The sequence below is a fragment of the Amycolatopsis sp. NPDC049253 genome (assembly GCF_040678995.1).
Taxonomy (GTDB): domain Bacteria; phylum Actinomycetota; class Actinomycetes; order Mycobacteriales; family Pseudonocardiaceae; genus Amycolatopsis.
Map to the genome: position 1 here is coordinate 74544 of NZ_JBFAQX010000021.1, position 26078 is coordinate 100621.

Annotated in this window: 25 protein-coding genes and 1 pseudogene; 14 read left to right on the forward strand and 12 right to left on the reverse strand. The window is 71.7% G+C overall.

Annotated elements, in window-relative coordinates:
• Positions 1-178: 178 nt before the first annotated feature.
• Positions 179-799 (forward strand): hypothetical protein, encoded by a 621-nt coding sequence (locus AB0K15_RS34450; protein WP_364060116.1) that lies wholly within the window; start codon positions 179-181, stop codon positions 797-799.
• 1 nt (position 800) lies between these two features.
• On the opposite strand, the gene AB0K15_RS34455 is transcribed toward AB0K15_RS34450, so the two are convergent.
• Positions 801-1469, reverse strand: a complete 669-nt coding sequence (locus tag AB0K15_RS34455) for a peptidylprolyl isomerase (protein WP_364060119.1) — start codon at positions 1467-1469, stop codon at positions 801-803.
• A 26-nt stretch (positions 1470-1495) separates the two neighbouring features.
• Entirely contained in the window at positions 1496-1750 is a 255-nt protein-coding gene (locus AB0K15_RS34460; protein ID WP_364060122.1) for a DUF2631 domain-containing protein, read from the reverse strand.
• 104 nt (positions 1751-1854) lie between these two features.
• Here AB0K15_RS34460 and dxr point away from each other — a divergent pair, with 104 nt between their 5' ends.
• The 3 genes from dxr to ispG all read left to right on the forward strand — a co-directional run bounded on the left by dxr (position 1855) and on the right by ispG (position 5557).
• Positions 1855-3060, forward strand: coding sequence for a 1-deoxy-D-xylulose-5-phosphate reductoisomerase (dxr, locus tag AB0K15_RS34465; RefSeq protein ID WP_364060125.1), 1206 nt, complete (start codon positions 1855-1857; stop codon positions 3058-3060).
• A 3-nt stretch (positions 3061-3063) separates the two neighbouring features.
• Complete coding sequence (locus AB0K15_RS34470; protein ID WP_364060128.1) at positions 3064-4287, forward strand: site-2 protease family protein; 1224 nt, start codon at positions 3064-3066, stop codon at positions 4285-4287.
• 118 nt (positions 4288-4405) lie between these two features.
• The gene (ispG, locus tag AB0K15_RS34475; RefSeq protein WP_326569405.1) at positions 4406-5557 is read left to right on the forward strand and encodes a flavodoxin-dependent (E)-4-hydroxy-3-methylbut-2-enyl-diphosphate synthase; all 1152 of its coding nucleotides are present in this window, start codon (positions 4406-4408) and stop codon (positions 5555-5557) included.
• 51 nt (positions 5558-5608) lie between these two features.
• On the opposite strand, the gene AB0K15_RS34480 is transcribed toward ispG, so the two are convergent.
• Entirely contained in the window at positions 5609-5863 is a 255-nt protein-coding gene (locus AB0K15_RS34480) for a hypothetical protein (protein WP_220237842.1), read from the reverse strand.
• Between the two features lie 75 nt (positions 5864-5938).
• Between AB0K15_RS34480 and AB0K15_RS34485 the strand changes: the two genes are divergently transcribed.
• Positions 5939-6760 carry an AraC family transcriptional regulator gene (locus tag AB0K15_RS34485; RefSeq protein ID WP_364060132.1) on the forward strand — a complete coding sequence of 274 codons (822 nt, stop codon included), beginning with the start codon at positions 5939-5941 and terminating at the stop codon, positions 6758-6760.
• Positions 6757-7155 (forward strand): VOC family protein, encoded by a 399-nt coding sequence (locus AB0K15_RS34490; RefSeq protein ID WP_364060135.1) that lies wholly within the window; start codon positions 6757-6759, stop codon positions 7153-7155. The genes AB0K15_RS34485 and AB0K15_RS34490 overlap by 4 nt, the downstream gene beginning before the upstream one ends.
• On the opposite strand, the gene AB0K15_RS34495 is transcribed toward AB0K15_RS34490, so the two are convergent.
• The gene (locus tag AB0K15_RS34495) at positions 7156-7362 is read right to left on the reverse strand and encodes a DUF4177 domain-containing protein (protein WP_364060138.1); all 207 of its coding nucleotides are present in this window, start codon (positions 7360-7362) and stop codon (positions 7156-7158) included.
• A gap of 80 nt (positions 7363-7442) precedes the next feature.
• On the opposite strand from AB0K15_RS34495, the gene AB0K15_RS34500 reads away from it, so the two are divergent.
• From AB0K15_RS34500 to map, 3 genes are all read left to right on the forward strand, one after another.
• A complete protein-coding gene (locus AB0K15_RS34500) occupies positions 7443-8297 on the forward strand; it encodes a GNAT family N-acetyltransferase (protein ID WP_285969432.1) in 855 nt (284 codons plus the stop codon).
• A gap of 69 nt (positions 8298-8366) precedes the next feature.
• Positions 8367-10190, forward strand: a complete 1824-nt coding sequence (locus tag AB0K15_RS34505; RefSeq protein WP_364060141.1) for a penicillin-binding transpeptidase domain-containing protein — start codon at positions 8367-8369, stop codon at positions 10188-10190.
• A gap of 18 nt (positions 10191-10208) precedes the next feature.
• Complete coding sequence (gene map, locus AB0K15_RS34510; protein WP_364060144.1) at positions 10209-11066, forward strand: type I methionyl aminopeptidase; 858 nt, start codon at positions 10209-10211, stop codon at positions 11064-11066.
• Here map and AB0K15_RS34515 read toward each other — a convergent pair.
• Positions 11053-12020 (reverse strand): annotated as a pseudogene (locus tag AB0K15_RS34515) (SGNH/GDSL hydrolase family protein). The gene map and the pseudogene AB0K15_RS34515 sit on opposite strands and share 14 nt — an antisense overlap.
• 150 nt (positions 12021-12170) lie before the next feature.
• A complete protein-coding gene (locus AB0K15_RS34520; RefSeq protein WP_364060147.1) occupies positions 12171-12860 on the reverse strand; it encodes a FadR/GntR family transcriptional regulator in 690 nt (229 codons plus the stop codon).
• 49 nt (positions 12861-12909) lie between these two features.
• Here AB0K15_RS34520 and AB0K15_RS34525 point away from each other — a divergent pair, with 49 nt between their 5' ends.
• Positions 12910-14184 carry an MFS transporter gene (locus AB0K15_RS34525; RefSeq protein ID WP_364060150.1) on the forward strand — a complete coding sequence of 425 codons (1275 nt, stop codon included), beginning with the start codon at positions 12910-12912 and terminating at the stop codon, positions 14182-14184.
• Positions 14185-14244: 60 nt separating this feature from the next.
• Here AB0K15_RS34525 and AB0K15_RS34530 read toward each other — a convergent pair whose 3' ends face one another.
• Together AB0K15_RS34530 and AB0K15_RS34535 are read right to left on the reverse strand one after the other, a co-directional pair.
• Positions 14245-15639 carry a mycothione reductase gene (locus tag AB0K15_RS34530; RefSeq protein ID WP_364060153.1) on the reverse strand — a complete coding sequence of 465 codons (1395 nt, stop codon included), beginning with the start codon at positions 15637-15639 and terminating at the stop codon, positions 14245-14247.
• Positions 15640-15714: 75 nt separating this feature from the next.
• Complete coding sequence (locus AB0K15_RS34535) at positions 15715-16575, reverse strand: M15 family metallopeptidase (RefSeq protein WP_364060156.1); 861 nt, start codon at positions 16573-16575, stop codon at positions 15715-15717.
• Positions 16576-16756: 181 nt separating this feature from the next.
• On the opposite strand from AB0K15_RS34535, the gene AB0K15_RS34540 reads away from it, so the two are divergent.
• Both AB0K15_RS34540 and AB0K15_RS34545 read left to right on the forward strand, forming a co-directional pair.
• Positions 16757-17581, forward strand: coding sequence for a serine protease (locus tag AB0K15_RS34540; protein ID WP_364060159.1), 825 nt, complete (start codon positions 16757-16759; stop codon positions 17579-17581).
• 52 nt (positions 17582-17633) lie between these two features.
• Positions 17634-18086, forward strand: coding sequence for a GNAT family N-acetyltransferase (locus AB0K15_RS34545; protein ID WP_364060162.1), 453 nt, complete (start codon positions 17634-17636; stop codon positions 18084-18086).
• Between the two features lie 217 nt (positions 18087-18303).
• On the opposite strand, the gene AB0K15_RS34550 is transcribed toward AB0K15_RS34545, so the two are convergent.
• From AB0K15_RS34550 to AB0K15_RS34560, 3 genes are all read right to left on the reverse strand, one after another.
• Complete coding sequence (locus tag AB0K15_RS34550) at positions 18304-19479, reverse strand: 8-amino-7-oxononanoate synthase (RefSeq protein WP_364060165.1); 1176 nt, start codon at positions 19477-19479, stop codon at positions 18304-18306.
• 99 nt (positions 19480-19578) lie between these two features.
• A complete protein-coding gene (locus tag AB0K15_RS34555) occupies positions 19579-21114 on the reverse strand; it encodes a DEAD/DEAH box helicase (RefSeq protein ID WP_364060168.1) in 1536 nt (511 codons plus the stop codon).
• Between the two features lie 351 nt (positions 21115-21465).
• Entirely contained in the window at positions 21466-22413 is a 948-nt protein-coding gene (locus AB0K15_RS34560) for an RIO1 family regulatory kinase/ATPase (RefSeq protein WP_364060171.1), read from the reverse strand.
• A gap of 226 nt (positions 22414-22639) precedes the next feature.
• On the opposite strand from AB0K15_RS34560, the gene AB0K15_RS34565 reads away from it, so the two are divergent.
• Together AB0K15_RS34565 and AB0K15_RS34570 are read left to right on the forward strand one after the other, a co-directional pair.
• Entirely contained in the window at positions 22640-24205 is a 1566-nt protein-coding gene (locus AB0K15_RS34565; RefSeq protein ID WP_364060174.1) for an NAD(P)/FAD-dependent oxidoreductase, read from the forward strand.
• Between the two features lie 4 nt (positions 24206-24209).
• A complete protein-coding gene (locus AB0K15_RS34570) occupies positions 24210-25298 on the forward strand; it encodes an FAD-dependent oxidoreductase (RefSeq protein ID WP_364060177.1) in 1089 nt (362 codons plus the stop codon).
• Between the two features lie 16 nt (positions 25299-25314).
• On the opposite strand, the gene yaaA is transcribed toward AB0K15_RS34570, so the two are convergent.
• Positions 25315-26061, reverse strand: a complete 747-nt coding sequence (gene yaaA / locus AB0K15_RS34575; RefSeq protein WP_364060180.1) for a peroxide stress protein YaaA — start codon at positions 26059-26061, stop codon at positions 25315-25317.
• Positions 26062-26078 lie beyond the last annotated feature (17 nt).

A 26078-nucleotide genomic window follows, 5' to 3' on the forward strand; every position in this document is an offset into this window, starting at 1 on the left:
GTGGGTTCTGGGGTGGATTCGGACCGCGAACGTCTGGCGGAGCTGCTGTCCACCGCGCCGGGAGACATCGCCGCGTCGGCCCGCGAGGGCTCTGGCGGCGGGGGCGACCTTCAAGCTGTGGCCGCGGGCGTCGACCGCCACCGAGTTCAGATCAGTGTTCCGGCGGCGGCAACGAAACGTGCTCCGCGCCGGCCAGCCGTCGATCGGGTTCGCCGAGGGACTTCGCGACCTCGGCGCCTACGAAGGCGTGTTCCTCGCGCTGGGTTACGTCGATGACCGGCCGCAAGGCGGGTACCACTTCCAGCTGTTCCTGACCCCTGATCTGTCCCGCCTGGTCACCTGTTGGGGGGTGAAGCGGTCCGCGAGAGCCGCAGCGCCGGCGGAACGGGTGCTGGATCGGCGCCGGCTCTCGGGACTTGGACTCGAGAGGCGTTCGACTGCGGATCAGGAGCTGCTTCTCGCGATGCTCGCCCCGCCACGCCCGGCGGAGATTCCGACGTTGGTGGTCGCCGCGTTGGACGCGGGGGCGCCGTGTGTGATCGAGGTTCCGGTCGGGACGCTGCGGATGAGGTCGAGCTACGCCCGGTGGCAGAGCGTGGCGCAGGAGGCCGGTTGGCCCTCGATCGGGTTCCCCGAGGGAGCTGGACAGCTGGACGCCTACGACAGACCCCTCGGAGCCTTCGCTCGCATCGACGACCACCCGCGCGGTGGGTATTACTTCCAGCTGTTCCTGACCCCTGATCTGTCCCGGCCGATCACGGGATTCGGGGTGAAAGCGGCTGCCGAACGGCGGGCCTGACCTACCGGCCGAACGACGCCGTCGCGATCTTCACCGGGTGCTTCGGCGCACCGTCCAGCGGTCCGTTCGGATCGGTCGGAATGATGCCGTCCTTCACCATCCGGTCGATCGCGTCCATGCCGCGCACCACCTTGCCCAGCACGGAGTACTGGGCGGGAATGTGCGCGAAGGAATGGACGATGAAGAACTCCGACCCATTGGTCCCCGGGCCCTGGTTGCCCATCGCGATGGTGCCGCGTTCGTACGTCTCGGCGCCCGACACCTCGTCCGGGAACTGGTAGCCCGGGCCGCCCTTTTCGACTTCGTAGAGGTCGCCGCACTGGAGCACGCCGAGGCGCTCCGAATCGGACAGGCGCCAGCACTGCGAACGGTCGTAGAAGTGCTGCAGGACCAGTGACACCATGTTCGCCACGGCGCACGGGGCGGCACCGGCGCGGTCGAGCCGCACGGTGACCGGGCCGTAGTTGAAGTGGAAGGTCACGTCGACCGTCCCGCGCGTCAGCGCCAACGGCAGCGGCCGGAGCACCGGGCGGGCCGCCGGGTTGTCCGGCGTCGGCGTGAAAGTGCAGCGGACGACCGGAACGGCGGCAGACGCAGCAGTGGCCGGCGGGGCGAACAGCGCCACACCGGCCACGACCGAAAGAACAAGAGCGACCCAGCGTGACGTCATAGCCCCGCAAGGTAGCGAAGGTGAACCTACTTGCGCCAGGCCGTGCGGCGCTTGCGGAAGTCGAGCACGAGCAACAGGGCGAGGAACGCGGCGAGGCCGACGAGCCACACGTTCTCGGTGTTGTTCTCGTGGTTGCCCTTGAGCATGAGCAGCAGGATGACGACGCTGACCCAGCCGGCGATGCGCGTGGCCTTCGGGAACGAGCCGTGCCAGCCCCACTCGGCGGACGGCTCGTCGCGCGGGTCCACTTCGGGGCGCTTCTCGATCGCCTTGCCTGCCACGATCACTCCTCCTGACCCGCTCAACCTCGTACGCCGTAATGATCCCACACCCCCGAGCGCTCCGCGGAGACGGGCCGCGGCTCGGCGGGCGATAATGGTGTGCGATGACTACCTCGCGAAGCGTCCTCGTGCTCGGCTCGACCGGGTCCGTCGGAGCCCAGGCCCTCGACGTCACCGCCCGCAACCCCCACCTGTTCACCGTTGCGGGCATCGCCGCCGGTGGCTCCGACCCGCAGGCACTCGCCGCGCAGGCCCTGGCCCACGGCGTGGAGGCCGTGGCGGTGAGCCGCCCGACGGTGGTCGAAGACCTGCAGCTCGCGCTGTACGCGGAGGCGCAGCGGCGCGGCTACTCCCGGGGCGAGTTCCGCATCCCGCGCATCTTCGCCGGCGCCGACGCCGTGACGGAGCTCATCGACGCCGTGAACGTCGACGTCGTGCTCAACGCCCTGCCCGGGTCGCAGGGCCTCCGGCCCACGCTCAAAGCCCTGGCCACCGGCTCGACGCTCGCGCTCGCCAACAAGGAGTCGCTCATCGCGGGCGGGCCGCTCGTGCTCGCGGCCGCGAAGCCGGGGCAGATCGTGCCGGTGGACTCCGAGCACTCGGCCATCGCGCAGGCGCTGCGCTCCGGCCGGGACAACGAGGTCGCGCGCCTGGTGCTCACCGCGTCGGGCGGGCCGTTCCGCGGCAAGAAGCGCGAGGACCTCGCCGACGTGACCATCGAGCAGGCCATGGCGCACCCGACGTGGTCGATGGGCCCGGTCATCACGATCAACTCGGCCACGCTCATCAACAAGGGCCTGGAGCTGATCGAGGCGGCGCTGCTGTTCGGCATCGAGCCCGCGCGCATCGACGTGACCGTGCACCCGCAGTCGATCATCCACTCGATGGTGACGTTCGTCGACGGCTCGACGATCGCCCAGGCCAGCCCGCCGGACATGCGGCTGCCGATCGCGCTCGCGCTGCACTGGCCCGAGCGCGTGCCCGGCGCCGCCGCGGCGTGCTCGTGGGACACGGCCGCGAGCTGGACGTTCGAGCCCCTCGACAACGAGGCCTTCCCGGCGGTCGAGCTGGCCCGCCACGCCGGCACCGTGGGCGGCTGCCTGCCGGCGGTCTACAACGCGGCGAACGAGGAGGCCGTGGCCGCCTTCCTCTCGCAGAACACCGGCTTCACGTCGATTGTGGACACTGTTTCCCAGGTGGTCGAAGCCGCCGACGAATGGCGTCGCGAGCCGCGCGACGTCGAGGACGTACTCGCCGCCGAGCACTGGGCTCGAGGGCGCGCAGGATCGATGCTGGGTAAGGGGAAGTAGCGCGTGCTCGCCTACATCATCGGGGTGGTGCTGTTCGCCCTGGGCATCTGCATCTCCGTCGCGCTGCACGAGGCCGGCCACATGGTCACGGCCAAGATGTTCGGCATGAAGGTCCGCCGGTACTTCATCGGCTTCGGGCCCACGATCTTCTCCTTCAAACGCGGCGAGACCGAGTACGGCGCGAAGTGGATCCCGCTCGGTGGGTTCTGCGACATCGCCGGCATGACGGCGCTCGACGAGGTGACCCCGGACGAGGCGCCGCGCGCGATGTGGCGGTTCAAGACGTGGAAGCGCACCGTCGTGATGTCGGCGGGCTCGATCACGCACTTCATCCTCGGCTTCATCGTGCTCTACCTGATGTCGATCACCATGGGCCTGCCGAACATCGCGGCCGCGTCGGAGCCGGTGCAGCCGATCATCCAGAGCACCTCCTGCGCTCGCCCGGCCACCACCACGCAGCAGCTGAGCGACACCTCGTGCCCGCCCGGCGCGCCGACGCCGGCGGCGACGGCGGGGATCAAGTCGGGCGACAAGATCGTCTCCGTGGCGGGCAAGCCCACCGCGAGCTGGACCGACGTGCTGCAGGTCGTGCAGGCCGCGAAGGGCCCCACGCCGATCTCCGTGCAGCGTGGCGACAAGACCGTGAACCTGGTGGTGGACATCCCGCGCGTGCAGCGGCTGGGCACCGACGGCAAGGTGCACGAAGTCGGCATGATGGGCGCCTCCACCGTGATCCCGCCCGCATACCTGCACTACAACGGCCTCACCGGCATCGGCGCCACGTTCTCCTTCACCGGCGACATGTTCGCCCAGACCGCGCAGCGCCTCGTGGAGTTCCCCGAGCGCATTCCGGCCGTGGTCAGCGCGATCTTCGGCGGCGAGCGCGACCCGAACACCCCGGTCAGCGTCGTCGGCGCGAGCCGGATCGGCGGCGAGGCCGTGGAGCAGGGGCTGTGGCAGATCTTCTTCTTCCTGCTGGCCAGCCTGAACTTCTTCATCGGCGTGTTCAACCTGCTGCCGCTGCTGCCGCTGGACGGCGGGCACATCGCCGTCGTCTGGTACGAGAAGGTGCGCGACTGGCTGCGCGGCCTGCGTGGCAAGGCGGCGGGCGGACCGGTCGACTACACCAAGCTTTCGGCCGTCACGATGGTGCTCGTCGTGATCGGCGGCGGCATCACTCTACTGACGGTCACAGCGGACATCGTGAACCCGATTCGCTTGCAGTAACCGGTCCCACCGGTCGGGTCACTACCCGGCCGGTGGGCCCCCGACCGGGGGTAACGCTGCTCACCGTGACGGTTGACTTCGTTGAAGCAGGGCCGGATGGAGTAGGTACGCTGGGGACGTGACCGTCGCGCTAGGTATGCCAGCACTGCCGCCCCCCGTCCTCGCCGAGCGCCGCAAAACCCGCCAGCTCCACGTGGGTTCCGTCGGTGTCGGCAGCGACTTCCCCATCTCCGTCCAGTCGATGACGACGACGCTGACCTCCGACGTCAACGCCACCCTCCAGCAGATCGCCGAGCTCACCGCCGCCGGCTGCGACATCGTCCGTGTCGCCTGCCCGTCCGCCGACGACGCCGAGGCGCTGCCCGCGATCGCGAAGAAGTCGCAGATCCCGGTGATCGCCGACATCCACTTCCAGCCCAAGTACGTGTTCGCCGCCATCGAGGCCGGCTGCGCCGCCGTGCGCGTGAACCCGGGCAACATCCGCAAGTTCGACGACCAGGTCAAGGAGATCGCGCAGGCCGCGAAGGACCACGGCACGCCGATCCGGATCGGCGTCAACGCCGGTTCGCTGGACAAGCGCCTGCTCGAGAAGTACGGCAAGGCCACGCCCGAGGCGCTGGCCGAGTCGGCGATGTGGGAGGCCTCGCTCTTCGCCGAGCACGACTTCCACGACATCAAGATCTCGGTCAAGCACAACGACCCGGTGGTCATGGTGCGCGCGTACGAGCTGCTCGCCGAGCAGTGCGACTACCCGCTGCACCTCGGCGTCACCGAGGCCGGGCCCGCGTTCCAGGGCACGATCAAGTCGGCCGTCGCGTTCGGCGCGCTGCTGCGCCAGGGCATCGGCGACACCATCCGCGTGTCGCTCTCGGCCCCGCCGGTCGAAGAGGTCAAGGTCGGCGCGCAGATCCTGCAGTCGCTGAACCTGCGGCCGCGCAAGCTGGAGATCGTGTCGTGCCCGTCGTGCGGGCGCGCGCAGGTCGACGTCTACACGCTCGCCGACCAGGTCACGGCCGGTCTGGAGGGCATGGAGATCCCGCTGCGCGTCGCGGTCATGGGCTGCGTCGTCAACGGCCCCGGCGAGGCCCGCGAGGCCGACCTGGGTGTCGCGTCGGGCAACGGCAAGGGCCAGATCTTCGTGAAGGGCGAGGTCATCAAGACCGTGCCCGAGCACGCGATCGTGGAGACCCTGATCGAAGAGGCCATGCGCATCGCCGAGGAAGCCGGCGAGGGCATCGGCGAGGGTTCGCCGAGCGTCACGGTCGGCTGAGGTCCCGGTTTCGAAGCCGGCCCCGCTGTGTGCGGGGCCGGTTTCGTGTTCTCAGCCCTGCAGGTGGTGCTGGGCGGCGTCCTTGATCTGCATGCGCACGTTCTCCAGGGCCGCGGCGACCTCGTCGATCTGCTGGCTGGCCAGCTGGATCGCGCCCTGGATCGACGTGGCGGTGGACGTCTCGCCGAGCAGCCCGAGCACCTGCGACTGGAGGTCCTCCAGCTCGCCCTTCGTCGCGAGGGCGATGCCGGTGGGCACCGAGTCGGCCAGCAGTTCGAGCTGCTGGGCCTGCTCCTGGATCGTCACTCGCGCGTCCTTTCTCCGGTGGCCCCCGCTGTCCGTGGTAGCAGAAACCGGCGCTTCGCGGCCTACGCTGGTCAGGTGAGTCACAGCTGGGCCACCCGCTTGCCGCACCCGGTGCTGCGGCCGCTGGTCACGCGCTACATCGGCTACGCCCAGGACCACGTCACGTTGTCGGTCCACCGCGGACTGCCCTCCCGGCACGTGACGCTGATCATCAGCCTGGAGCAGCCGATCCGCTTCGCCGGCCTGCCCGGCGAGGGCACGCTGCAGGCGCTGGTCGGTGGCCTGCACACGTCGCCCGCGCTCATCACGCAGGACCGGGTGCAGCGGGGCCTGCACGTGGAGCTGGACCCGCTGGGCGTGCGTTCCCTGCTCGGCGTGACGGCCGCCGAGCTGAGCGGGCGGGTCGTGGACCTCGCCGAGTTCGGCCGGCCGTGGGCCTCGTTGCCTTCGCGTCTTTTCGAGGCGGCGGATTGGCCGGCCCGGTTTGCCGTGCTGGACGAGGTGCTGGCTTCGTCGGCCGCGTCGGCGCCGCCGCCTCCCGAGCTGGGGGAGGCTTGGCGGCTCCTGCGGGTGCGTTCGGGCGGCGTGCGGGTGACGGAACTGGCCTCCTCGGTCGGCTGGAGCCGCCGCCACTTCGGCGAACGCTTCCGCGCGGAGGTCGGCCTGGCCCCGAAGCAGGTCGCGCGCGTGCTGCGCTTCGAACGGGCCGGTCGCCTCCTCCGTTCCGGCGCCTCGGACCTGGCCTCGGTGGCCGTCGAGGCCGGCTTCTACGACCAGGCGCACCTGTCGAACGAATGGCGGGCGCTGGCGGGGTGCTCGCCGCGGACGTGGATCGCCGAAGAGCTCCCGTTCCTCCAAGACGACGCGGTGCCCCCGGAGCCAGACTCGGGGGCATGACACCTCAACCGACAGTCTGGCCCGCCCTCCGCTACGACGACGCCCCCGCGGCCGTGCGCTTCCTCGTCGACGTGCTCGGCTTCGAGGAGACGCTGGTGGTGCCCGGCGGCGCCGAGCGCGCCATCGCCCACGCCGAGCTCCGCTGGCCCGAAGGCGGCGGTGTGATGCTCGGCAGCACCGGTGGCCCCGCCGACGACGTCCACGACGCCATGAAACCGGGCACCGGCGCGGTCTACGTCGTCTCCGACCACGTGGACGCCGTCCACGCCCGCGTCCGCGCCGCCGGCGGCCGCATCACCCTCGACCCGCACGACACCGACTACGGCTCGCACACCTTCAGCCTGCGCGACCCGGAGGGCAACAGCTGGACGCTCGGCACCTACCGCGGCGCCTGACTACCGGACCGGCCGTTCGAAGGTCACCAACAGCCCGTCCACCCCTCCCGGTCCCACCCGTCCCTTCACCTCCGCCAAGGTGATGGCCTTCAGCTGCCACCCGTCCCGAGCCTCGTCGTTCAGAAGGCGCTCCAGCTTGTCTCCGGACATTTTGCCGCCGAGCATCTTCTCGCGGAGTTCGACGACCTTGTACGTGTAGCTCTGCATGTGTCCGATTGTGCCGTTCATCTGAGCGTGTCGGCAGGCTTGCGTTCCGTTCATCCGCGTCATCTGGCACTCTGGACACTGTGTTGCGGCTTGCAGGTGCACGGCTGCTCGACGATCGGGACTATCCGGCAGTGCGCGCCGCACTGGCCGCCGACCCGGTGAGCAGCTGCATGGTCAGCGCCAGGGTCGAGGCCGCGGGCCTCGACCCTTGGCGGCTCGGTGGCGAACTCTGGGCCGCCGACGGCCGCCCGGGACGGTCCACGCGGTTCCAGGGGTTGTGCTTCGCCGGCCCGAACCTCATTCCGTTGCGCGGCAACGCGTCGGCGTTGCGGTCGTTCGCGGACCGGGCGTTGCGCAGGCAGCGCACGTGCTCGTCGCTCGTCGGTCCCGCCGAGCAGGTGCTGGGGCTGTGGGACGAGCTGTCGAGCGAGTGGGGGCCCGCGCGGGAAGTGCGGGGTGACCAGCCGCTGATGGCGCTCGACGGGAGCCCGCACGTCAAAGCCGATCCGCACGTGCGCGCGGTGCGGCCCGACGAGCTGGACCGCTACCTGCCCGCGGCCGTCGCGATGTTCATCGAGGAGGTGGGCGTCGACCCGCGCAGCGGCGACGGCGGTGCCAGCTACCGTGCCCGCGTCAGCGAGCTGATCGCCACCGGACGAGCGTTCGCCCGGTTCGAAGACGGTGAGGTCGTGTTCAAGGCCGAGATCGGCGCGATGTCGGCCGGTGTCGGCCAGATCCAGGGCGTGTGGGTGCACCCGGAGCGCCGCAGCGCGGGCCTGGGCACCGCGGGCACGGCCGCGGTCGTGAACCGGCTCGTGCACGGCCTCGGCCGCACGGCGAGCCTCTACGTGAACGCGTTCAACAGCCCCGCCCTCGCCGCGTACCGCCGGATCGGGTTCCAGCAGGTCGGCCAGTACGCGACCGTCCTGTTCTGAACCCGATTCGCCCTTCCGGGTCGGCGTTTCGGCCCGGGACCCGCCCGCCGGGCTGGTTCGATCCGAAACATGGCACCTGGTCGGCACCCGCATCGTCGACACCGCGCAGCGGCCCTGACCGCCGCTCTCCTGACCGCCCTGCCGCTCGCCGGCTGCGGCCTGTTCTCCTCCGACGGACCGGAAGACGCGCTCGCCGCGTTCCTCACCGCCGTCAGCTCCGGTGACATCGCCGCGGCCGCCGCGCGCACCGATTCGCCCGACGCCGCGAAGACCCTGCTCACCCAGGTCCGCACCGCGCTCAAGCCCGAGTCGATCGAGGCGAGCGAGGAGACCGTGAAGCAGTCGGGTGACAATGCCACCGGCGGCTACCGCCTCACCTGGCACCTCCCCAAGGGCCGCACCTGGAGCTACACCTCCGACGCGCAGCTGCGCTCGGCCGAGGACGGCTGGCAGGTGCACTGGCAGCCCACCGTCGTGCACCCGCAGCTCGCGCCGTCGCAGAGCATCGCGATCGTGGCCGACCCGGCCGAGCCCGCGCCGGTGCTCGACCGCGACGGCTTCCCGCTGCTGCGCCCGCAGACCGTGATCGGCGTCGTCGTGGACCCGGCGAAGACGGGCAACACCACGGCCGTCGCCAGCAAGCTCGGCTCGGCGCTGCACCGCTTCGAGCCGACGGTCACCGGCCGCTCCGTGCTCGACGGCATCAAGGCCACCGAACCCGGCGCCGCGTATCCCGTGCTTTCCTTGCGCGACACCGACTACGAGCAAGTCAAGCCCGCCATCTACGACCTGCCCGGCGTCCGCTTCACGAGCCAGGAACGCCTCTTGCCCGACGACCGCGACACCGGCCGTCAGATCCTGCCCGCGCTGCGGTCGATGGTCGAGCAGCAGGCGGCGGGCGGCGCGGGCTGGCGGATCGTCTCGCTCGACGTGACCGGCAGCGAGGCCAGCGAGCTCTACGCCGTGCCGCCCCAGGATCCGCCGGCCGTCACGAGCACCCTCAGCACCCACGTCCAGGCCGCCGCAGAGAAGGCCCTGGCTCCCGTGAAAACCGCCGCCGCGATCGTGGCACTGCAGCCGTCGACGGGGCAGCTCCTGGCCGTCGCCCAGAACGAGCCCGCCGACGAACAGGGCCCGCTCGCGCTCACCGGCCGCTTCCCGCCGGGGTCGACGTTCAAGATCGTCACCGCCACGGCCGCGCTCACGGCCGGCCGCGTGAAGGTCGACTCACCGGTGGCCTGCCCGGGCACGGTGACGTTCGCCGGCCGCGTGGTGCCCAACGAAGGCCGCTTCGACCTGGGCACGGTGCCGCTGGCGAAGGCGTTCGCGCAGTCGTGCAACACCACGTTCGCCCAGCTGTCCGCCGACCTCTCGCCGACGGCGCTCACCGACGCGGCGCGCTCGCTCGGCATCGGCGCCGACTTCGTGATCCCCGGCCTCACGACGGTCACCGGGTCCGCGCCGCCGGCCGAGTCCGTGGTGCAGCGCGCCGAGAACGGGTTCGGCCAGGGGACCGTGGTCACGAGCCCGTTCGGGATGGCGCTCGCCGCCGCGGCCGTGCAGTCGGGGAAGGTCCCCTCGCCGACGCTGGTGCGCGGCCGGCCCGCCAAGGTGAGCGGCCTCGGCCCGGCGCCGCGGCCCGAGGTGCTCGACGCCGTGCGCTCGATGATGCGCGACGTCGTGACCACCGGCACGGCCACCGCGCTGCGCGACTTGCCCGACGTGCGCGGGAAGACCGGTACGGCCCAGTTCGGCGACGGCACGCACTCCCACGGCTGGTTCGTCGGCTACCAGGGTGACCTGGCGTTCGCGGTGCTGCTCACCGACGCCGGCTCGTCGAAACCGGCCGTCGACGCCGCGCACCGGTTCCTCGCGGGCGTGGCCGCGAAGTGACGTCGTAGTCTGGAGGGCATGTCCGTTCGTGCCCCGTTGAAGCCCGGCGTCCAGACTCCGCGCCGCGCCGTTCCCGCCGACATCGCCCGCCCCGAATACGTCGACCGGCCGGCGCCGAAGCGGGACACCGGCAACGGTGTGCGCACGCCCGAGGTGATCGAGGCGATGCGCGTGGCGTCGAGGATCGCCGCGCAGGCGCTGGAGGAGGGCGGCAAGGCCGTCAAGCCGGGCGCGACGACCGACGACATCGACAAGGTCGTGCACGAGTTCCTGCTCGACCACCACGCCTACCCGTCGACGCTGGGCTACCGCGCCTTCCCGAAGTCGTGCTGCACCTCGCTCAACGAGGTGATCTGCCACGGCATCCCCGACTCGACCGTGATCGAGGACGGCGACATCTGCAACATCGACGTCACCGCCTTCATCGGCGGCGTCCACGGCGACACCAACGCCACCTTCCTCGCGGGCGACGTCTCCGAAGAGGCGAAGCTGCTCGTCGAACGCACCCGCGAGGCGACGGCGCGCGCGATCAAGGCGGTGCGCCCCGGCCGGCAGCTGAACGTGATCGGCCGCGTGATCGAGGCGTACGCCAAGCGGTTCGGCTACGGCGTGGTCCGCGACTTCACCGGACACGGCGTCGGCCCGTCGTTCCACACCGCGCCGACGGTGCTGCACTACGAGGAGCCCTCGGTCCACACGCTGATCGAGGAGGGCATGACCTTCACGATCGAGCCGATGATCACCCTCGGCACCATCGACTACGACGTGTGGGACGACGACTGGACCGTGACCACGAAGGACAAGAAGTGGACGGCCCAGTTCGAGCACACCCTCGTGGTCACGGCCGACGGCGCGGAGATCCTCACGCTCCCGTGAGGCGCGCGGCCCGGGCCAGCTGAGCGGGGTCGGCCTTGCTCTTCGGCGTCGGTTCCTTGGCGCTGGTGTGCACGCCGAGCTCCTGGGCGATCAGCCCCGCCTCGGCTTCCATCCCGGCCTTGAACGGGTGGTAGGCCACGGCTTCGAAGACGTTGGTGCTCTGCCCGTTGACCCACGCGGCGCTGCCGGCGCACGCGTCGTGGCCGAGGCTGGGGCCGTAGGTGTCGACGAAGTGCACGCCTTCGCTCTGCGCGGCTCCTTCGATGGCGGCGTTGAGCTTCTGCTCGATGCTGTCCGCCCACGCGTAGTCGCCGTCGGCGAACGGGATCACGCTCGGGCACGTGCCCGTGGTCGGCAGCAGGCGCGGGTAGCCGACGAGCACGATCGTCGCGGCGGGGGAGCGGTCCTTCACGCCCTGCACGACCTTCGCGACGTCCGGCCGGTCGCCTGCACCGCGGCGGCCATGGTGTCCACACCGTTCACGGTGTAGTGCGCCTGGCAGGGCGCGCCGGTCGGGTCGTCGGCGCGCAGCGTGGGGCAGGTGCCGGTGAGGTCGCCGAAGACGCTGTCGTCGTTGCCGCCGATGCCGATGGTGACCAGGTCGGTGTCGGCGTGCAGCGCGTCGAACTGCGGCTGCTGAGTGGCCAGCGGAATGCTCGGCGACGGCGTGACCTGCGGCTGCGTCATGTTCGAGGTGTCGGCCGACGAGCAGCTGACGTCGGTGAACGCGCCGGCGGTGTCGTAGATCCCCAGCCGCGTCGCGAGCCAGGACGGATAGTTGTTGTTCGAGCGGAAGCACCAGCTGAGCTGCTGCCACGGGATCAGCGGCCCCGCGGTGTACGAGTCGCCGAGCGCGACGTACTTGCGGAACGACGGAGTACTGGCGGCCGCGGCGGTGGCGCCGGCGACCAGCCCGGCGACCACGAGCAACACGACGAGGGGCGAACGGCGCACGAGGTGACCTCTTCGTCCGGGGGATGGTGATCGAACTCTCGCGTGGCTGCCGGGATGCCGCAACTTACCTGAGAGACTTTCACGTTCAAGTGTCCCGCGGGTGGGTGAGGCTGTTCGCCGGGGTGGCCGGGCGCGCTGGGGGAGACGTGGTCAGTCGGCGGTTTTGCCCGACTCCTCGGCTCGCGCCAGGATTTCGTCGAGGAAGTCGCCGGCCGCCTGGGCCGCGCGGGTGGCGTCGTGGGCCTCGATGGCGTCGACGATCGCGCGGTGCTGGGCGATCTCGGCGTGTTCGGGGTGGTCGTAGGTGGAGGCGACGCTGGCGGTGATGGCCTCCATCAGGCCGCGGTAGAGCTCGAACAGCAGGCCGTTGTGTCCACATCGGACGATCTCGAGGTGGAATTCCGCGTCGGTGCGGGCGAAGTCGTCGACGCGGCCGTCGAGCTGGGCGGAGTCGCGCCGCGCCAGCAATACGCGCAGGCTCTCGAGCTCCGCGTCGGTGCGGGCGATGGCGGCCAGCCGGGCGCCTTCGACCTCCAGGGTGCGGCGGACCTGGAGGACCTCGCGCAGCTCGGTGCCGCACAGGCGCCGCAGGGCGCCGGAGACTTCGCTGGTCGCGCGCACGTACGTGCCGTCGCCCTGGCGGACCTCGAGGATGCCGGTGTGCGCGAGCGCGCGTACGGCCTCGCGCACGGTGTTGCGCCCGACGCCGAGCTGGGCGACCAGCGCGGGCTCGGTGGGGATGCGCTGCCCGACCGGCCATTCCCCCTGAGCGATCGCGTCGCGCAGCTGGTCGATGACCTGGTCGACCAGGCCCGCGCGCCGGGTGGTGGCGAGAGGCACAGGATTAATCCCTTCATCCAATCATCCTATGTATGCAATAGTAGCGGACGTGTCCGTCGAGTCCTGGGATCCCACCCCACGCCCCGCCTCCTACTCCGACCGCCTCGAACTCGAACTCGAAGGCGGCATCGAAGCCGAGGAGCCCGGCGGCGCGCGCCGGCCCGGGGTGATCGCGGGCGGCGCGCTGCTGGCCGTCGCCGTGGTGCTGACGGCGCTCAACCTGCGCCCGGCCATCACGAGCGTCGGCCCGTTGCTCGCGGAGATGCGCGGCGGCCTGGGCGCGTCGGCGATCTGGGCGAGCGTGCTGACGACGTTGCCCGGCCTGTGTTTCGCCGGCGCGGGCCTGGCGGCGCCGCTGCTTTCGCGCCGGTTCGGCATCGGCTCGGCGATCGGGTTCGCGCTTGCGGTGCTCACGGCCGGGCTGGTGCTGCGCGTCGTCGACGGTCAGCTCGTGGTCCTCGGCGGCACCCTCGTCGCGACGGCCGGCATCGCCCTGATCAACGTCCTCATCCCCGTGGTGATCAAGGATTCCTTCCCGGCGCGCGTTGGCATGATGACCGGCGTCTACACGGCCGCGCTGCAAGGTGGTGGCGCCGCGGGGTCGGCCGCCAGCCCTCCGCTGGAGACGGCGCTCGGCGGCTGGCGCCTGTCGCTCGGCTCGTGGGCGGTGCTGGGCGGGCTCGCCCTGGCCGTCTGGCTCTTCGCCGCGCGCGGCACCGGCCGCGCCCCGAAACCGACCGCGGCCACTGGCGGCGGACGGTCCCTCATGCGCAGCCCGCTCGCCTGGATCGTCACGATCTTCTTCGGCCTGCAGGCTTTCATCGCCTACGTGGTCATGGGCTGGCTCCCGCAGGTCTTCATCGACTCGGGCGTCAGCAAGGGCGACGCGGGCCTGCTGCTCGGCCTGATCTCCGTGATCGCCGTGCCCATCAGCCTCGTCATCCCGCCCATCGCGGCGCGGCAGGGCACACAGAGCTGGTGGATCTTCGGCATGGGCCTGTGCGGCCTGGCCGGGATTGCCGGCCTGCTCTTCGCGCCGAGCGCGTCGCCGCTGCTGTGGAGCGTGCTCATCGGCGTCGGCATGAGCGTCTTCTCGCTCGCCCTCACCGTCATCGCCCTGCGTGCCCGCACCGGTGGCGACACCGCGCGCCTGTCCGGCATGGCCCAGGGCTACGGCTACCTGCTCGCGGCCGTCGGCCCGTTCGTCTTCGGCCTCCTCCACGACGCGACGGGCGGCTGGTCGGTGTCGCTGATCGTGCTCATCGTGGTGATGTGCGCGCAGATGTTCTTCGGCGTCCTGGCGGGGCGGCCGCGCTACGTCTGATCCGCAACGACGAAGGCCTCCCCGTTCGGGAAACGGGGAGGCCTTTCTCGCGTCGAGTCCTCAGCCCAGCGGCAGGTTCAGCAGTGCGTTCTCGATCAGCTCCGGCATTGCCGGGTGGATCCAGTACTGGCCGCGCGCCATGGTGCGGGCGTCGAGGCCGAAGCTCATGGCCTGGATGAGCGGCTGGATGACCGACGACGCCTGCGGGCCGATGATGTGCGCACCCAGCAGCTGGCCCGTGGCGGGGTCGGCGAGGAGCTTGGCGAAGCCCGTCGTGTCCTCCATGGCCCAGCCGTAGGCGATGCCTGCGTAGTCCTGTTTGGACACGACGTAGGACACACCGCGAGCGCGCGCGTCCTGTTCCGTCAGGCCCACCGAGGCGATCTGCGGCGAGGTGAAGATCGCGTGCGGCACGAAGCGGTGGTCGGCCTCGATACGGTCGTCCGGGTGCAGCAGGTTGTGTTGCACCACACGGCTTTCGTGGTTCGCGACGTGCTTCAGCTCGTACGGCGAGGACAGGTCGCCGAGCGCGTAGATGCCCGGCACCACCGTCTCCTGGTGGTCGTCCACGATCACGTGGCCGCTGGCCTTGGTGGTGACGCCGGTGGCCGCGACGTCGAGCACGTCGGAGTTCGGCGTGCGGCCGATGGCGACCAGGATGAGGTCGGTCCCCAGCGTTTCGGCGCCCTGCGGACCCTCGAGCTCCAGCACCGCACCCGTCGCTTCGCGGTGCGCGCGCAGGATCTTGCGGTCACGGCGCAGGTCGAAGCGTTCCGCGGCCAGCTCGGTGAAGCGGGCGCTCACGTCCTCGTCCTCACCACGCAGCATCGCGCCCGAGCGCAGGACCACGGTCACGTCCACGCCGAACGACGCGAACACGTGCGCGAACTCCGCCGCGATGTAGCCGCCGCCGAGGATGGTGATGCGGCGGGGCAGGGCGTCGAGCCGCATGATCGTGTCGGAGGTGTGGAAGCCGGTCTCCGCGAGGCCCGGGACGTCCGGCACGACCGGGCGCCCGCCGGCGGCGAGGACGAAGCGGTCGGCCGTCAGCACCTCGTCGGGCCGCCCGTCGGTGAAGCTGACGCGCAGCTCCTTCATGCCGGTGAAGCGGCCTTCGCCCTGGTAGACGTCGACGTTCTGGTTGTCCTCGTGGTTCTTCCGGTACTCCGCGCCACCCGCGGCGATCGGGTCGATGCGCCCGAAGATGCGGTCGCGGATCTCGGGCCAGCGCACGCCCTTGAGCTCCTCGTCCACGCCGTAACGCGAGCTGTGCGAAGGCGTCGCGGCCACGTCGGCGGCGTAGACGAACATCTTGGTCGGGATGCAGCCCACGTTGAGGCAGGTGCCGCCGAACGTCCCCTTCTCGACGATCGCCGTCTTGAGGTCGGCGAAGCGCGGGTCGAGGATCGAGTTCCCCGATCCGGTCCCGACGATCACCAGGTCGTAGTGCGGCACAGTCTTCCTCCGAAAGCCGTAGAACGGGCGTTCCCAGTTTAGTCAACTGTGCGGCCCGACCGGGTGTTCCCGCGATCAGTGCCCGGTGGCTGTGAAGTGCATCCGGTCCACCGGTGAGGTCCACGCGCCGCCCCAGCTCCAGCCGACGGCGGCGAAGTCGCGCACGACCGGTCCGCCCGCGACGACCATGCCGGGCCGCACGCGCGAGCGGTCCAGGTAGGCCGACGCCAGCTCCGGCAGCACCAGCGATCCCTTCGTGTACGGGTTGCAGAACGGGTTCACGTCCACGGCCAGCCCGTACGCGTGGGCGGACCAGTTCGTCTCGCCGCGGACGGGCCGGCAGACGAAGGCGCTCGTGTCGTTGCCGTCGCCGGTGGGTGGCGCGTCGAGCTCCTCGGGGCTGGTCACGCGCATCTCTTCGAGGGGGAACCGGTCCGCGAAGAGCTTGCCGAAGACGGTGACGACGGCCTGGGCGCCGGTGCGGTTCACGAGCAGCTCGCCGGTGTGGGCGCGGCCGTCGAAGCCCCAGAACGAGAGCGTGACGTAACGCAGGTCCGTCGACTTCACGGGGCACGCGGCCTGCCAGGTGCTGCGCGCCAGCACGTCGGCGGGGACGGGGACGATCTTCGACGTGTAGGTGTCGCCGGGCGGAGGCGGCAGGAAGTCGCGCGTCGGCAGGGCGCGGTTCACCAGTTCGGGTGGAGTCGGGAGGATCTCGCCGAAACCGTCGGGCCGGCGGGGGAGCGGGTGTGCACCCACCTGCCAGGTGACGGGCGGTGGGCTCGTCGCCGTCCGGGTTGTCGGGAGTGGGGTGCTCGTCCGGCTCGCGGCGCTCGGTGCCGGCGTTCCGGGCGGGGCAGAGGGCGCCGGGGTGCTGCAGCCGACCAGCAGGAACGTGATCAGGATGCCGACCGCGGTCGTCGCTCTCCGTCGCATGGAACCAGCCAATCAAACGCGCTCCGTGAGCGCTGAGTCCACCCGTTCCAGTGACACCATTTCGGGCCTGCTCCGTTTAGGGTAATCGCGGCTGCTCGTTCACGCGCCGCGATCCCGCTGCTCGCTCTTGCCGAATGCCCTGCCGATGTCTTGGTCGAATGCTCTGCCGAAGGGGAATCCCATGCCCGCCAAGTTCCGCCGTCCGCTCCTTCTCGCGGCCGGGGCCTTGCTCGTGACCGCGGTGACGGTGCCGATCGCGGTCAGCACGGCGTCGGCACAGGACGCGCCCACGCCGCCCTCCGGCGCGCAGCCGCGGATCGTCGGCGGAGACGAGGCCACGCTGTCCGACCACCCGTACGCGGTGTACCTCGCCGACCAGAACGGGAACCAGTTCTGCGGCGCCGTGATCGTGAGCTCCACGGCGGTCGCGACGGCCGCGCACTGCGCCGCGGCGTTGCCCAGCAGCAACGTTCGCGTGGTCGCGGGCCGCCAGGACAAGCGCACGAGCGACGGCGTGGTGCTCGCCGTCTCGCGCGAGTGGGTCGATCCGGACTTCTCCGACCCGACGAAGGGCTCCGACGTCGCGGTGCTGAGTGTGCGTGGCCAGCTGCCCTACCGGCCCGCGAAGATCGCGTCGGCGAGCGACCGCGCGGAGTACGCCGAAGGCACCCAGGCCACCGTGCTCGGGTGGGGCCGCATCGCCGACGGCGGCGCCCGCTCCGACTACCTGCGCAGCGCCGTCGTGCCGCTCGTCAGCGACTCCACGTGCAAGTCGGCGTACGACACGTACGACCCGTCGAGCATGGTCTGCGCCGGCTACCCGGACGGCGGCATCGACGCCTGCCAGGGCGACTCCGGCGGCCCGCTCGTGGTCGGCGACACCCTCATCGGCATCGTCTCCTTCGGCGACGGCTGCGCGAAGGCCGGCAAGCCCGGCGTGTACACCCGCGTGTCGACGTACGCGGACGACATCGCGGCGCAGTCGCAGCCGCGGATCCTCGGCTGAGCTCTGCCGTCCCCGCAGCGGGTCCTCGGCTGAGCTGTGTTAAGCAGGGGTCGTGACGACCCCGCACCACGCGACCGGCCCCGAACTCACCGCCGCCCAGCTCTACGCCATCCTCCGCTTGCGCGCCGACGTGTTCGTCGTGGAGCAGGAATGTGCCTACGGCGACGTCGACGGGCGTGACCTGCTCTCGTCGACGCGGCACCTGTGGTTCACGGACTCCGTCGGCGAGATCACGGCCTACCTGCGCGTCCTCGCCGATCCGGATGGCGTTTCCCGCATCGGCCGCGTCGTCACGGCCGCGTCAGCCCGCGGCCGTGGCCTCGCGGCGTCTCTGATGGAGGCCGCGCTGGCCGGCGCTTCGGGCGAGTTCGTCCTGGACGCGCAGACGTACGCCCAGCGCCTCTACGCGCGCTTCGGCTTCGTCCCCGAAGGCAACGAGTTCCTCGACGACGGCATCCCGCACATCACGATGCGCCGGGTCGCGAAGGACCCCGCGGAGGGCTAGGCAGCCGCGCTCCGGGCCGAAGCAACGGCTCCACGCGCGTGGGACCAGACAGCGCGCTCAGCCGGCGGGTGGGCGTCGCACAGTTCGGCCAACCCGGACCGCCCACCGGGCCGGGTTGGCCCCGCCGGGGTTCGGAGCGAGGCCGTGCCTCGATGCCGGGCGGCATCCGTTGCTTGAGGCCCGGCCCGCGATGGCCGGGAGAGGGCCCTGAGGCGAGCTAGGAAGCCGCCCCTTGCGGGGCCGTCGCGGTGATGACCTTCACTGCGCGGTCGACGTCCGCCTCGGTGAGGTCGGCGCGGGCGGTGAGGCGCAGGCGCGAGATGCCGTCCGGGACGGACGGCGGGCGGAAGCAGCCGACGCGGATGCCCTGGTCGGCGCAAGACTCGGCCCAGGTGACGGCCGCCTCGGCGGACGGGGCCTGCACCGAGATCACCGCGGCGTCCGGGAGGCTGGCGCGCAGGCCGGCGGCCTTGAGCTGCATGGCGATGTTGCCCGCGTTGTCGGTCACCTTCGTGGGCAGCGACGGGTCGGCCTTCAGCACGTTCAGCGCCGTCAGGGCGGCGGCGACGCTGGCGGGCGCGAGGGCGGTGTCGAAGATGAAGCTCCGCGCCGTGTCCACGAGGTGCTTGATCACGCGCCGCGGGCCGACGACGGCGCCGCCCTGGGCGCCGAGGGACTTGGAGAGCGTCAGGGTGGTGACGACGTCCGGCGAGGCGGACAGGCCGGCCGCGTGGACGGCGCCGCGGCCGCCTTCGCCGAGGACGCCGAAGCCGTGGGCGTCGTCGACGAGCAGGGCGGCACCCGCGCCGCGGCAGATTTCCGCGAGCTCGCCCAGCGGGGCGAGGTCGCCGTCGACGGAGAAGACCGAGTCCGTGACCACAAGGGCGCGCGGCTTGCGGCGCGTGGACAGCGCGTGCTGGATGGCCGACGGCGTCGCGTGGGCCACGGCCGCCACGTCGGCGCGCGACAGGCGGCAGCCTTCGATGAGCGACGCGTGGATGTACTTGTCCGTCACGATCGCCGACTCGGCGCCGGACAGCGCCGTCACGGCGCCGAGATTCGCGGCGAAGCCCGACGAGAACACCAGCGCCGCCTGGGCGCCGCAGAAACGCGCCAGCTCGAGCTCCAGCTCGGCGTGCAGCTCCGTCGAGCCCGTGACGAGCCGGGAGCCCGTGGCGCCCGCGCCCCAGCGCATGGCGGCGGCCGCGGCGGCGCCGACGACCCGCTTGTCGCGGGCCAGGCCGAGGTAGTCGTTGCCGGCCAGGTCGAGCTCGGCCGCCTGCGCGGGCCGGGCCCGCAGCCGCCGCACCAGACCGGCGTCCGCGCGCTTCTCGGCCTCGGTGTCGAGCCAGTCGAAGACGTTCTCGGGCGGCAGCTGCGGGATGGCGTTCACGTCCCGCAGTGTCCCACCCGCCTCACCCGCGAAACCGTGGGCCCTGCCACACAAAGGAAAAGCCCCGCACGAAGGCGGGGCTTTTCCTCGAACGGAAACTCAGCTGTCGTAACCGCGGCGCTGCGGACGACCCGGGCGCTGCGGGCGGCCCGCACCGTCGCCGGACCGCTGCTGACGCCCACGGCCACCGAAGCTCGGGCGGCCTTCGCGCGAACCGTAACCACCGCGGTCGCGGTTCTCGCCGTAGCTGCGCTCACCGCGCTCGCGGCCACCGCCGAAGCCACGGCCACCGCTGCGCCGCGGCGACTCGCGGCGACGCTCGATCACCGGCTCGCCGCTCGGCTCCTGCGCACCCGTGATGCGCGAGAGCTCCGCGTCGCCCGGGCGGACGACCGTGGTCTCGGCGCGCACGCCGGCCCGGTCGGTCATCCGGCGGACGGTGCGGCGCTGGTCGTGCGTCACCAGCGTGACGACGACGCCCGACGCACCGGCGCGCGCCGTGCGGCCCGCGCGGTGCAGGTAGTCCTTGTGGTCCGCGGCCGGGTCCACGTGCAGCACCAGGGAGATGTCGTCCACGTGGATGCCGCGCGCGGCGACGTCCGTGGCGACCAGCACCGGGGTGTGGCCTTCCTTGAAGTCGGCCAGCACACGGTTGCGCTGTCCCTGCGTCTTGCCACCGTGCAGCGCCGCCGCGTGCACACCCTGCTCACGCAGCCGCTCGGTGAGGCGGTCGACGTGGTGCTTGGTGCGCACGAACATGATCGTGCGGCCCTCGCGGGCACCGATCTGCGTGATGATGTCCTGCTTGTCCTGGTGCGAAACCTGGAGCACGTGGTGGTCCATGGTGTCGACGCTCGCGGTCGACGGCGCGACCGAGTGCGTGACCGGGTCGGTCAGGTACTGCTGCACCAGCTTGTTCACGTCGCCGTCGAGCGTCGCCGAGAACAGCAGCCGCTGGCCGCGCGCCGGGGTGAGGTCGAGGATCTCCCGCACCTGCGGCATGAAGCCCATGTCGGCCATCTGGTCGGCCTCGTCGAGCGCGATGAAGTTGCAGTCGCCCAGCGAAGCGGTGCCCTGCCGGACGTGGTCCGACAGCCGGCCCGGGGTGGCGATGAGCAGGTCGACGCCCCGCGAAAGCGCGTCGGCCTGACGGGTGAAGGCCATGCCGCCCACGGCCGTGCGGCACCACAGGCCGAGCGACTTGGCGAGCGGGGTCAGCGAGTCGGCCACCTGCATGGCCAGCTCGCGGGTCGGCACCAGCACGAGCGCGCGGGGGCGCTTCGGGCGGGCCTTGCCGCCGTTGAGCCGGGCCAGGATGGCCAGGCCGAACGCCAGCGTCTTGCCCGAACCGGTCTGGGCGCGGCCCAGCACGTCGCGGCCCGCGAGGGCGTCGGGGATCGTGGCGGACTGGATCGGGAACGGCGAGTTGATGCCGGCTTCCGCCAGCGCGCGCAGCAGCTCGTCGGGCAGGCCGAGCTCCGCGAAGGTCTTCGTGGCCACCGTCTCGACGGCGTCGTCGCGCAGGAAGTCCCCACGCGTGGGGCGCTGCCGCGGCTTCCGGTCGGTACGGTCACCGCGGCCCGGCCCCGAGTGGGACGACGCAGCGGAATGGCCGGAGTTGAACGTGACTGTCACTTATGCCTCTCGGACGTGGCACGTCGCAAGGAGGCCCGGGCTGCCCGCTCGCAGGCAGGGCAAGATGGTGTGCAATGGGCGTTCACAGGGACGGACCCGGCGCGCTCAGGAGTTCCCACCATCGAGCGCCGATGGAAATGCTTCGGATTTCACCGCGAGCCCGTCAGTGGGCTTTGGAGGCGACGGACACCAACTCATCCACGCCGCCGGTTGCGGTCTGCGTTGACTGTACCGGAGTCAGGGCTTCTGCTTCACACCCAGGTGTCCGGTTGTGGGCGGCGTCGCAGTCGTGTCCTGTGCCACAGCCGAATGGCCCAGCGCCCCGACGCCACCCACGGTACGGACGGGGGATCAGCCCACCCCTCCGGCATAGGCCAGCTCCGCCACGAGGTCTTCGACGTTCGTGACGCGTTCCGGCAGGCCACGGGCCTGGAACCAGCCCGCGAGGTTGCGCACGTCGCGCTCCAGGAACTCGCGGCCACGGGGGTTCGCGACGAGGTCGACGACCTGCGGAAGGTCGATCACCATCAGGTGCCCTTCGTGCACCAGAAGGTTGTACGCGGACAGGTCCCCGTGCACGAGTCCTTGCGTGGCGAGCAGTTCCAGCGCCGACACCGCCTGTTCCCACAGTTCGGTCAGCTCGTCGTGCTCCGGACGCAGCTGCGCCAGCCGGGGCGCGGCCGTGCCGTCGGGCTCGCCGAGGAACTCGAGCAGCAGCTCGGTCCCGTGACGCTGGACGGGGTAGGGCACGGGTGCCCCGATCGTCCACAAACGACTCAGCGCCGCGAACTCCGCGACCGCCCACTGCTCGGCGATCAGGTTGCGCCCGAACGAGGTGCGGCCCGCCATGGCCCGCATCTCGCGTGAACGCCGCATGCGCCGGCCTTCGAGGTACCCGGCGTCACGGTGGAACAACCGGTGTTCGTCGCTGCGGTAGCGCTTGGCGGCCAGCAGCACTCCGCCCGTGTCGGGCAGGTTGCGGCGCAGGAGGTGGACGTCGGCCTCCTTGCCGGTTTTGAGCACTCCCAGGTCGGTGTCTACGGCCCCGAGCTCCTCGATCACCCAATCGGGTCGCGGGTGGGGGCCTTGGTCGGCGTCGTCCCAGGTGGTCCAGCGGTCGGCGCCGCCAGGGAGATCGGTTTCGGTGTAGGCGTCGTCGCGCGCCTGGGCGAGGCGGACGCGCTCGCCCTCGGTGAGCCGGCCCCGGCGGGTCGGCTCGGGCTCGTCGCTGAAGCGCCGCCCACGACGGGGACGCTCGAAATCGGACGCGTGAAGGTCTTCGTAATCGTGCTCGCGCACTGGTGGGTTCTCCTCGATCGGGGTGCCCCACCGGGCGAGCGCGAAGGCTCTAGCCGAGAGGGGCGGACGGAAGCGGGCAGGTCAGCGCCCGGACATTCGCCATGACGCACCTCCTTGTCTCCGTCGGCCACCGGCACCCCGCCGGTTCGCGAGCAGCATGCCGGGGTCCGAGGGGCTCGCGCAACCGAATTAACGGGCCTCGCGAAATACCCCTAGCCTCGGCCGCATGGACAGTGGTGGGAAGTACGACGCGGTGATCGTGGGCGGCGGGCACAACGGCCTGGTCGCGGCGGCCTACCTGGCCCGGGCCGGGTGCTCGGTGCTGGTGCTGGAACGGCGCGGTGAGATCGGGGGAGCGGCGGTGTCGTTCCGCGCCTTCGACGGCGTCGACGTGCGCCTGTCGCGCTACTCCTACCTGGTGAGCCTGCTGCCGCGGAAGATCGCGGCCGACCTGGGCCTGGGCGTCGAGCTGCGCCGGCGCCGGATGTCGTCCTACACGCCGTCCGGCGACACGGGTCTCCTTGTCGACACGGGAGACGACGCGCGCACCGCGGCGGCCTTCCGCGCCGTCACCGGGTCCACAAAGGACTTCGACGCGTGGCGCGAGTTCTACGCGCTGGCGGGGCGCGTGGCGGCGGCGACGTTCGACACGCTCACCGAACCGTTGCCGAGCCGGGAAGACCTCAAAGCCCGCGTCGGCGACGACGAAGCGTGGGCCACGATGTTCGAGCGGCCGATCGCCGAGACGCTCACCGGCCTGTTCGGCGACGACACCGTGCGCGGCGTGGTGCTCACCGACGCGCTCATCGGCACCTTCGCCGGAGCCGGCGACGAAGACCTGCGGCAGAACCGCTGCCTGCTCTACCACCTGATCGGCAACGGCACCGGCGACTGGGACGTGCCCGTCGGCGGGATGGGCGCGGTCACCGGCGCCCTCGCCGACGCCGCCCGCGACGCCGGGGCCACGCTCGTCACCGGCGCCGAGGTGCGGTCGGTGTCGCCCGGCGGCGAGGTCCGCTACACGCTCGACGGCGCCGAACACGTCGTCGCGGGCGGTCACGTGCTCGCCAACGTCGCCCCCGACACGCTCGCGCGGCTGCTCGGCGAGACGGTGCCCGGCCCGCGCCCGGAAGGCGCGCAGCTCAAGGTGAACATGGTCCTGTCGCGGTTGCCCCGCCTGCGCGACGCGGCCGTGGACCCGCGTGACGCGTTCGGCGGCACCTTCCACGTCAACGAGACCTACTCGCAGCTCGAAACCGCGTACGCCGAGGCCGCGGCGGGCAAGATCCCGGCGCTGCCGCCGTGCGAGATCTACTGCCACTCGCTCACCGATCCGTCGATCCTCGGCCCGGCCGAGCGCGCGGCGGGCGTGCAGACGCTGACGTTGTTCGGCCTGCACATGCCGGCGCGGCTGTTCGAGGCCGACAACGAGCGGGCGCGGGCCGAGGCGTTGCGCGCCACGACCGCGTCGCTGGACAGCGTGCTCGCCGAGCCGATCGAGAGCTGCCTGCTGCGCGACGCGGCGGGCAACCCGTGCGTGGAAGCGAAGACGCCGCTGGACCTGGAGGCCGAGCTTGGGCTGCCGCGCGGGCACATCTTCCACCGCGACCTGTCCTGGCCCTACGCCGAAGATCCGGCCGACGCGGGGAAGTGGGGCGTCGAGACCGCGCACGAGCGCGTGCTGCTGTGTGGCGCCGGTGCCGTGCGCGGGGGCGGCGTGAGCGGGATCCCCGGGCACAACGCGGCGATGGCGGTGCTCGCTCGACGGCGCGGCCAGGAGCGGGCAGGGTGAAGGCATGCGCGTGATCGTGATGGGCGGCGGGATCGCCGGAGCAGCCACGGCCTACCACCTCGTGAGCAGCGGGGCCGACGTCGTGGTGGTGGACGCCGGGCTGTCCGGCGTCGCGACCGACGCGGGCGCGGGGATCGTGAGCCCGTGGACCTCGCGGTGGGACAGCGCGATCTACCCGCTCGCGGCCGCCGCCGGCGCGTACTACCCGGAGCTGGCCGCGGCGTTGCGCGAGCAGGGGCAGGACGCGTCGTTCGAGGTCGTCGGCGGAATGGTCGTCTCCGCGGACGCGGCCGAGCTGGACGAGGCCCACGAGCGGCTGGTCGAGCGAGTCGCGGAGGCGCCGGGGGCGGGCGAGGTCCGGCGGCTGGATCCGGCGCAGGCGCGCGAGCTGTTCCCGCCGCTGGCGCCCGAGCTGGCCGCGGTGCACCTGTCCGGCGCGGGCCGCGTCGACGGCCGCGTGATGCGGGCCGCGCTCGTCGCCGCCGCGGAGCAGCGGGGCGCGCGGTTCGTGGCGGCGGAGGCGACGCTGCTGACTGGCTCCCGCGTGCGCGCCGGTGACGAGGAGCTGTCCGGCGACGCCGTGGTGCTCGCCGCGGGCGCGTGGTCGGCGGCACTGGCCGAACCGCTCGGGATCGCCGTGCCGGTGGCGCCGCAGCGCGGGCAGATCAGCCACTTCGACCTGCCGGCCACGGACACGTCCGCGTGGCCCGTGGTCCTGCCGCGCTCGAGCCACTACCTGCTGTCCTTCGCGGGCGGCCGGGTGGTGGCGGGCGCGACACGCGAGACGGGCTCCGGCTTCGACTACCGCGTTACGGCCGCCGGCCAGCGCGAAGTGCTCGACCAGGCGCTGACCGTCGCGCCGGGCCTGGCCGACGCGACGCTCGCCGAGACCCGCGTGGGTTTCCGGCCGGCGACGCCGGACACGCTGCCGTTGCTCGGGCAGGCCGCGCCGGGGCTGTTCCTGGCCACGGGGTTCGGCCCGGCGGGGCTGACGCTGGCGCCCTACGCGGGCAAGCTCATCGCGGCGCTCGTCCTCGGCGAAGACCTGCCGGCGGATCTGCTGACGGCGTGCTCGCCGTCGCGGTTCGGCTGAGCCTCAGCACCAGGGATCAGTCGTCGGTCAGCAGTTCCAAGGCGTGGTCGCCGGTGCGCTCCACCGTGAGCCCGGCCTTGGTGATCACCTTCACCAGCTCGTCCACAGTGGACGGTTCGGTGCGCGAGGTCGCGAGCACCGCGGCCAGCCTGCCCTTGTAGGCCTTGTTGAAGTGGCTCACCGTGGTGCGGTTGCCGGCGGCGTCCTCCGTGACCACGCGCACGGTCACCGCACCGGGGCGCAGCTTCGCGAACGCCGAGTAGGTGCCCGAGCGCAGGTCGACGATGAGCCCTTCGATGTCCTGCAGCACCGGCTCGAGCGCGGGCTTCCACAGGCTGCGCACGGTGCCCAGTGCCGGCACGCTGTTGCCGCCCGAGAGGCGGTACGCGGGGATCGGGTCGGTGGCCGAGACCACCCCGAACAGCGAAGACGTGACGGCCAGGCGGCGGTGGGCCTTCTCCAGGCCGGCGCGGGTGAAGCTGCCGATGTCGAGCGCGTCGTAGAGCACGCCGGTGTAGCGGCGCAGCGCGGGCAGTGTCGGCGAAGTCCACAGGCTCCCGTTGCGCGCGACCTCGTGGCTCTGGCGCTCGGAGATGCCGAGCGCGGCGAGGCTCGCGGGGACGTCTTGCGCGAGCTCGACGAGTGCGTCGGCGAGCTTGGCCCGCACGGGGTTGAGCTCGGGGAAGGACAGCGTCTCGAGGTCGAGCGGCGCGCCCTTGCCGCCGTCGGCCTTCGTCTCGGAAGGAGGGAGGAGCACCAGCACACGACGAGGGTAATCGG

Excerpts from the sequence above, each read along its gene's own strand:
- AB0K15_RS34540 (WP_364060159.1), top strand. The coding sequence starts at position 16,757 with ATGCCCGCCAAGTTCCGCCGTCCGCTCCTTCTCGCGGCCGGGGCCTTG.
- AB0K15_RS34535 (WP_364060156.1), bottom strand. The coding sequence starts at position 16,575 with ATGCGACGGAGAGCGACGACCGCGGTCGGCATCCTGATCACGTTCCTG.
- AB0K15_RS34455 (WP_364060119.1), bottom strand. The coding sequence starts at position 1,469 with ATGACGTCACGCTGGGTCGCTCTTGTTCTTTCGGTCGTGGCCGGTGTG.
- map (WP_364060144.1), top strand. The coding sequence starts at position 10,209 with ATGTCCGTTCGTGCCCCGTTGAAGCCCGGCGTCCAGACTCCGCGCCGC.
- AB0K15_RS34490 (WP_364060135.1), top strand. The coding sequence starts at position 6,757 with ATGACACCTCAACCGACAGTCTGGCCCGCCCTCCGCTACGACGACGCC.
- AB0K15_RS34505 (WP_364060141.1), top strand. The coding sequence starts at position 8,367 with ATGGCACCTGGTCGGCACCCGCATCGTCGACACCGCGCAGCGGCCCTG.
- AB0K15_RS34495 (WP_364060138.1), bottom strand. The coding sequence starts at position 7,362 with ATGCAGAGCTACACGTACAAGGTCGTCGAACTCCGCGAGAAGATGCTC.
- dxr (WP_364060125.1), top strand. The coding sequence starts at position 1,855 with ATGACTACCTCGCGAAGCGTCCTCGTGCTCGGCTCGACCGGGTCCGTC.
- AB0K15_RS34570 (WP_364060177.1), top strand. The coding sequence starts at position 24,210 with ATGCGCGTGATCGTGATGGGCGGCGGGATCGCCGGAGCAGCCACGGCC.
- AB0K15_RS34565 (WP_364060174.1), top strand. The coding sequence starts at position 22,640 with ATGGACAGTGGTGGGAAGTACGACGCGGTGATCGTGGGCGGCGGGCAC.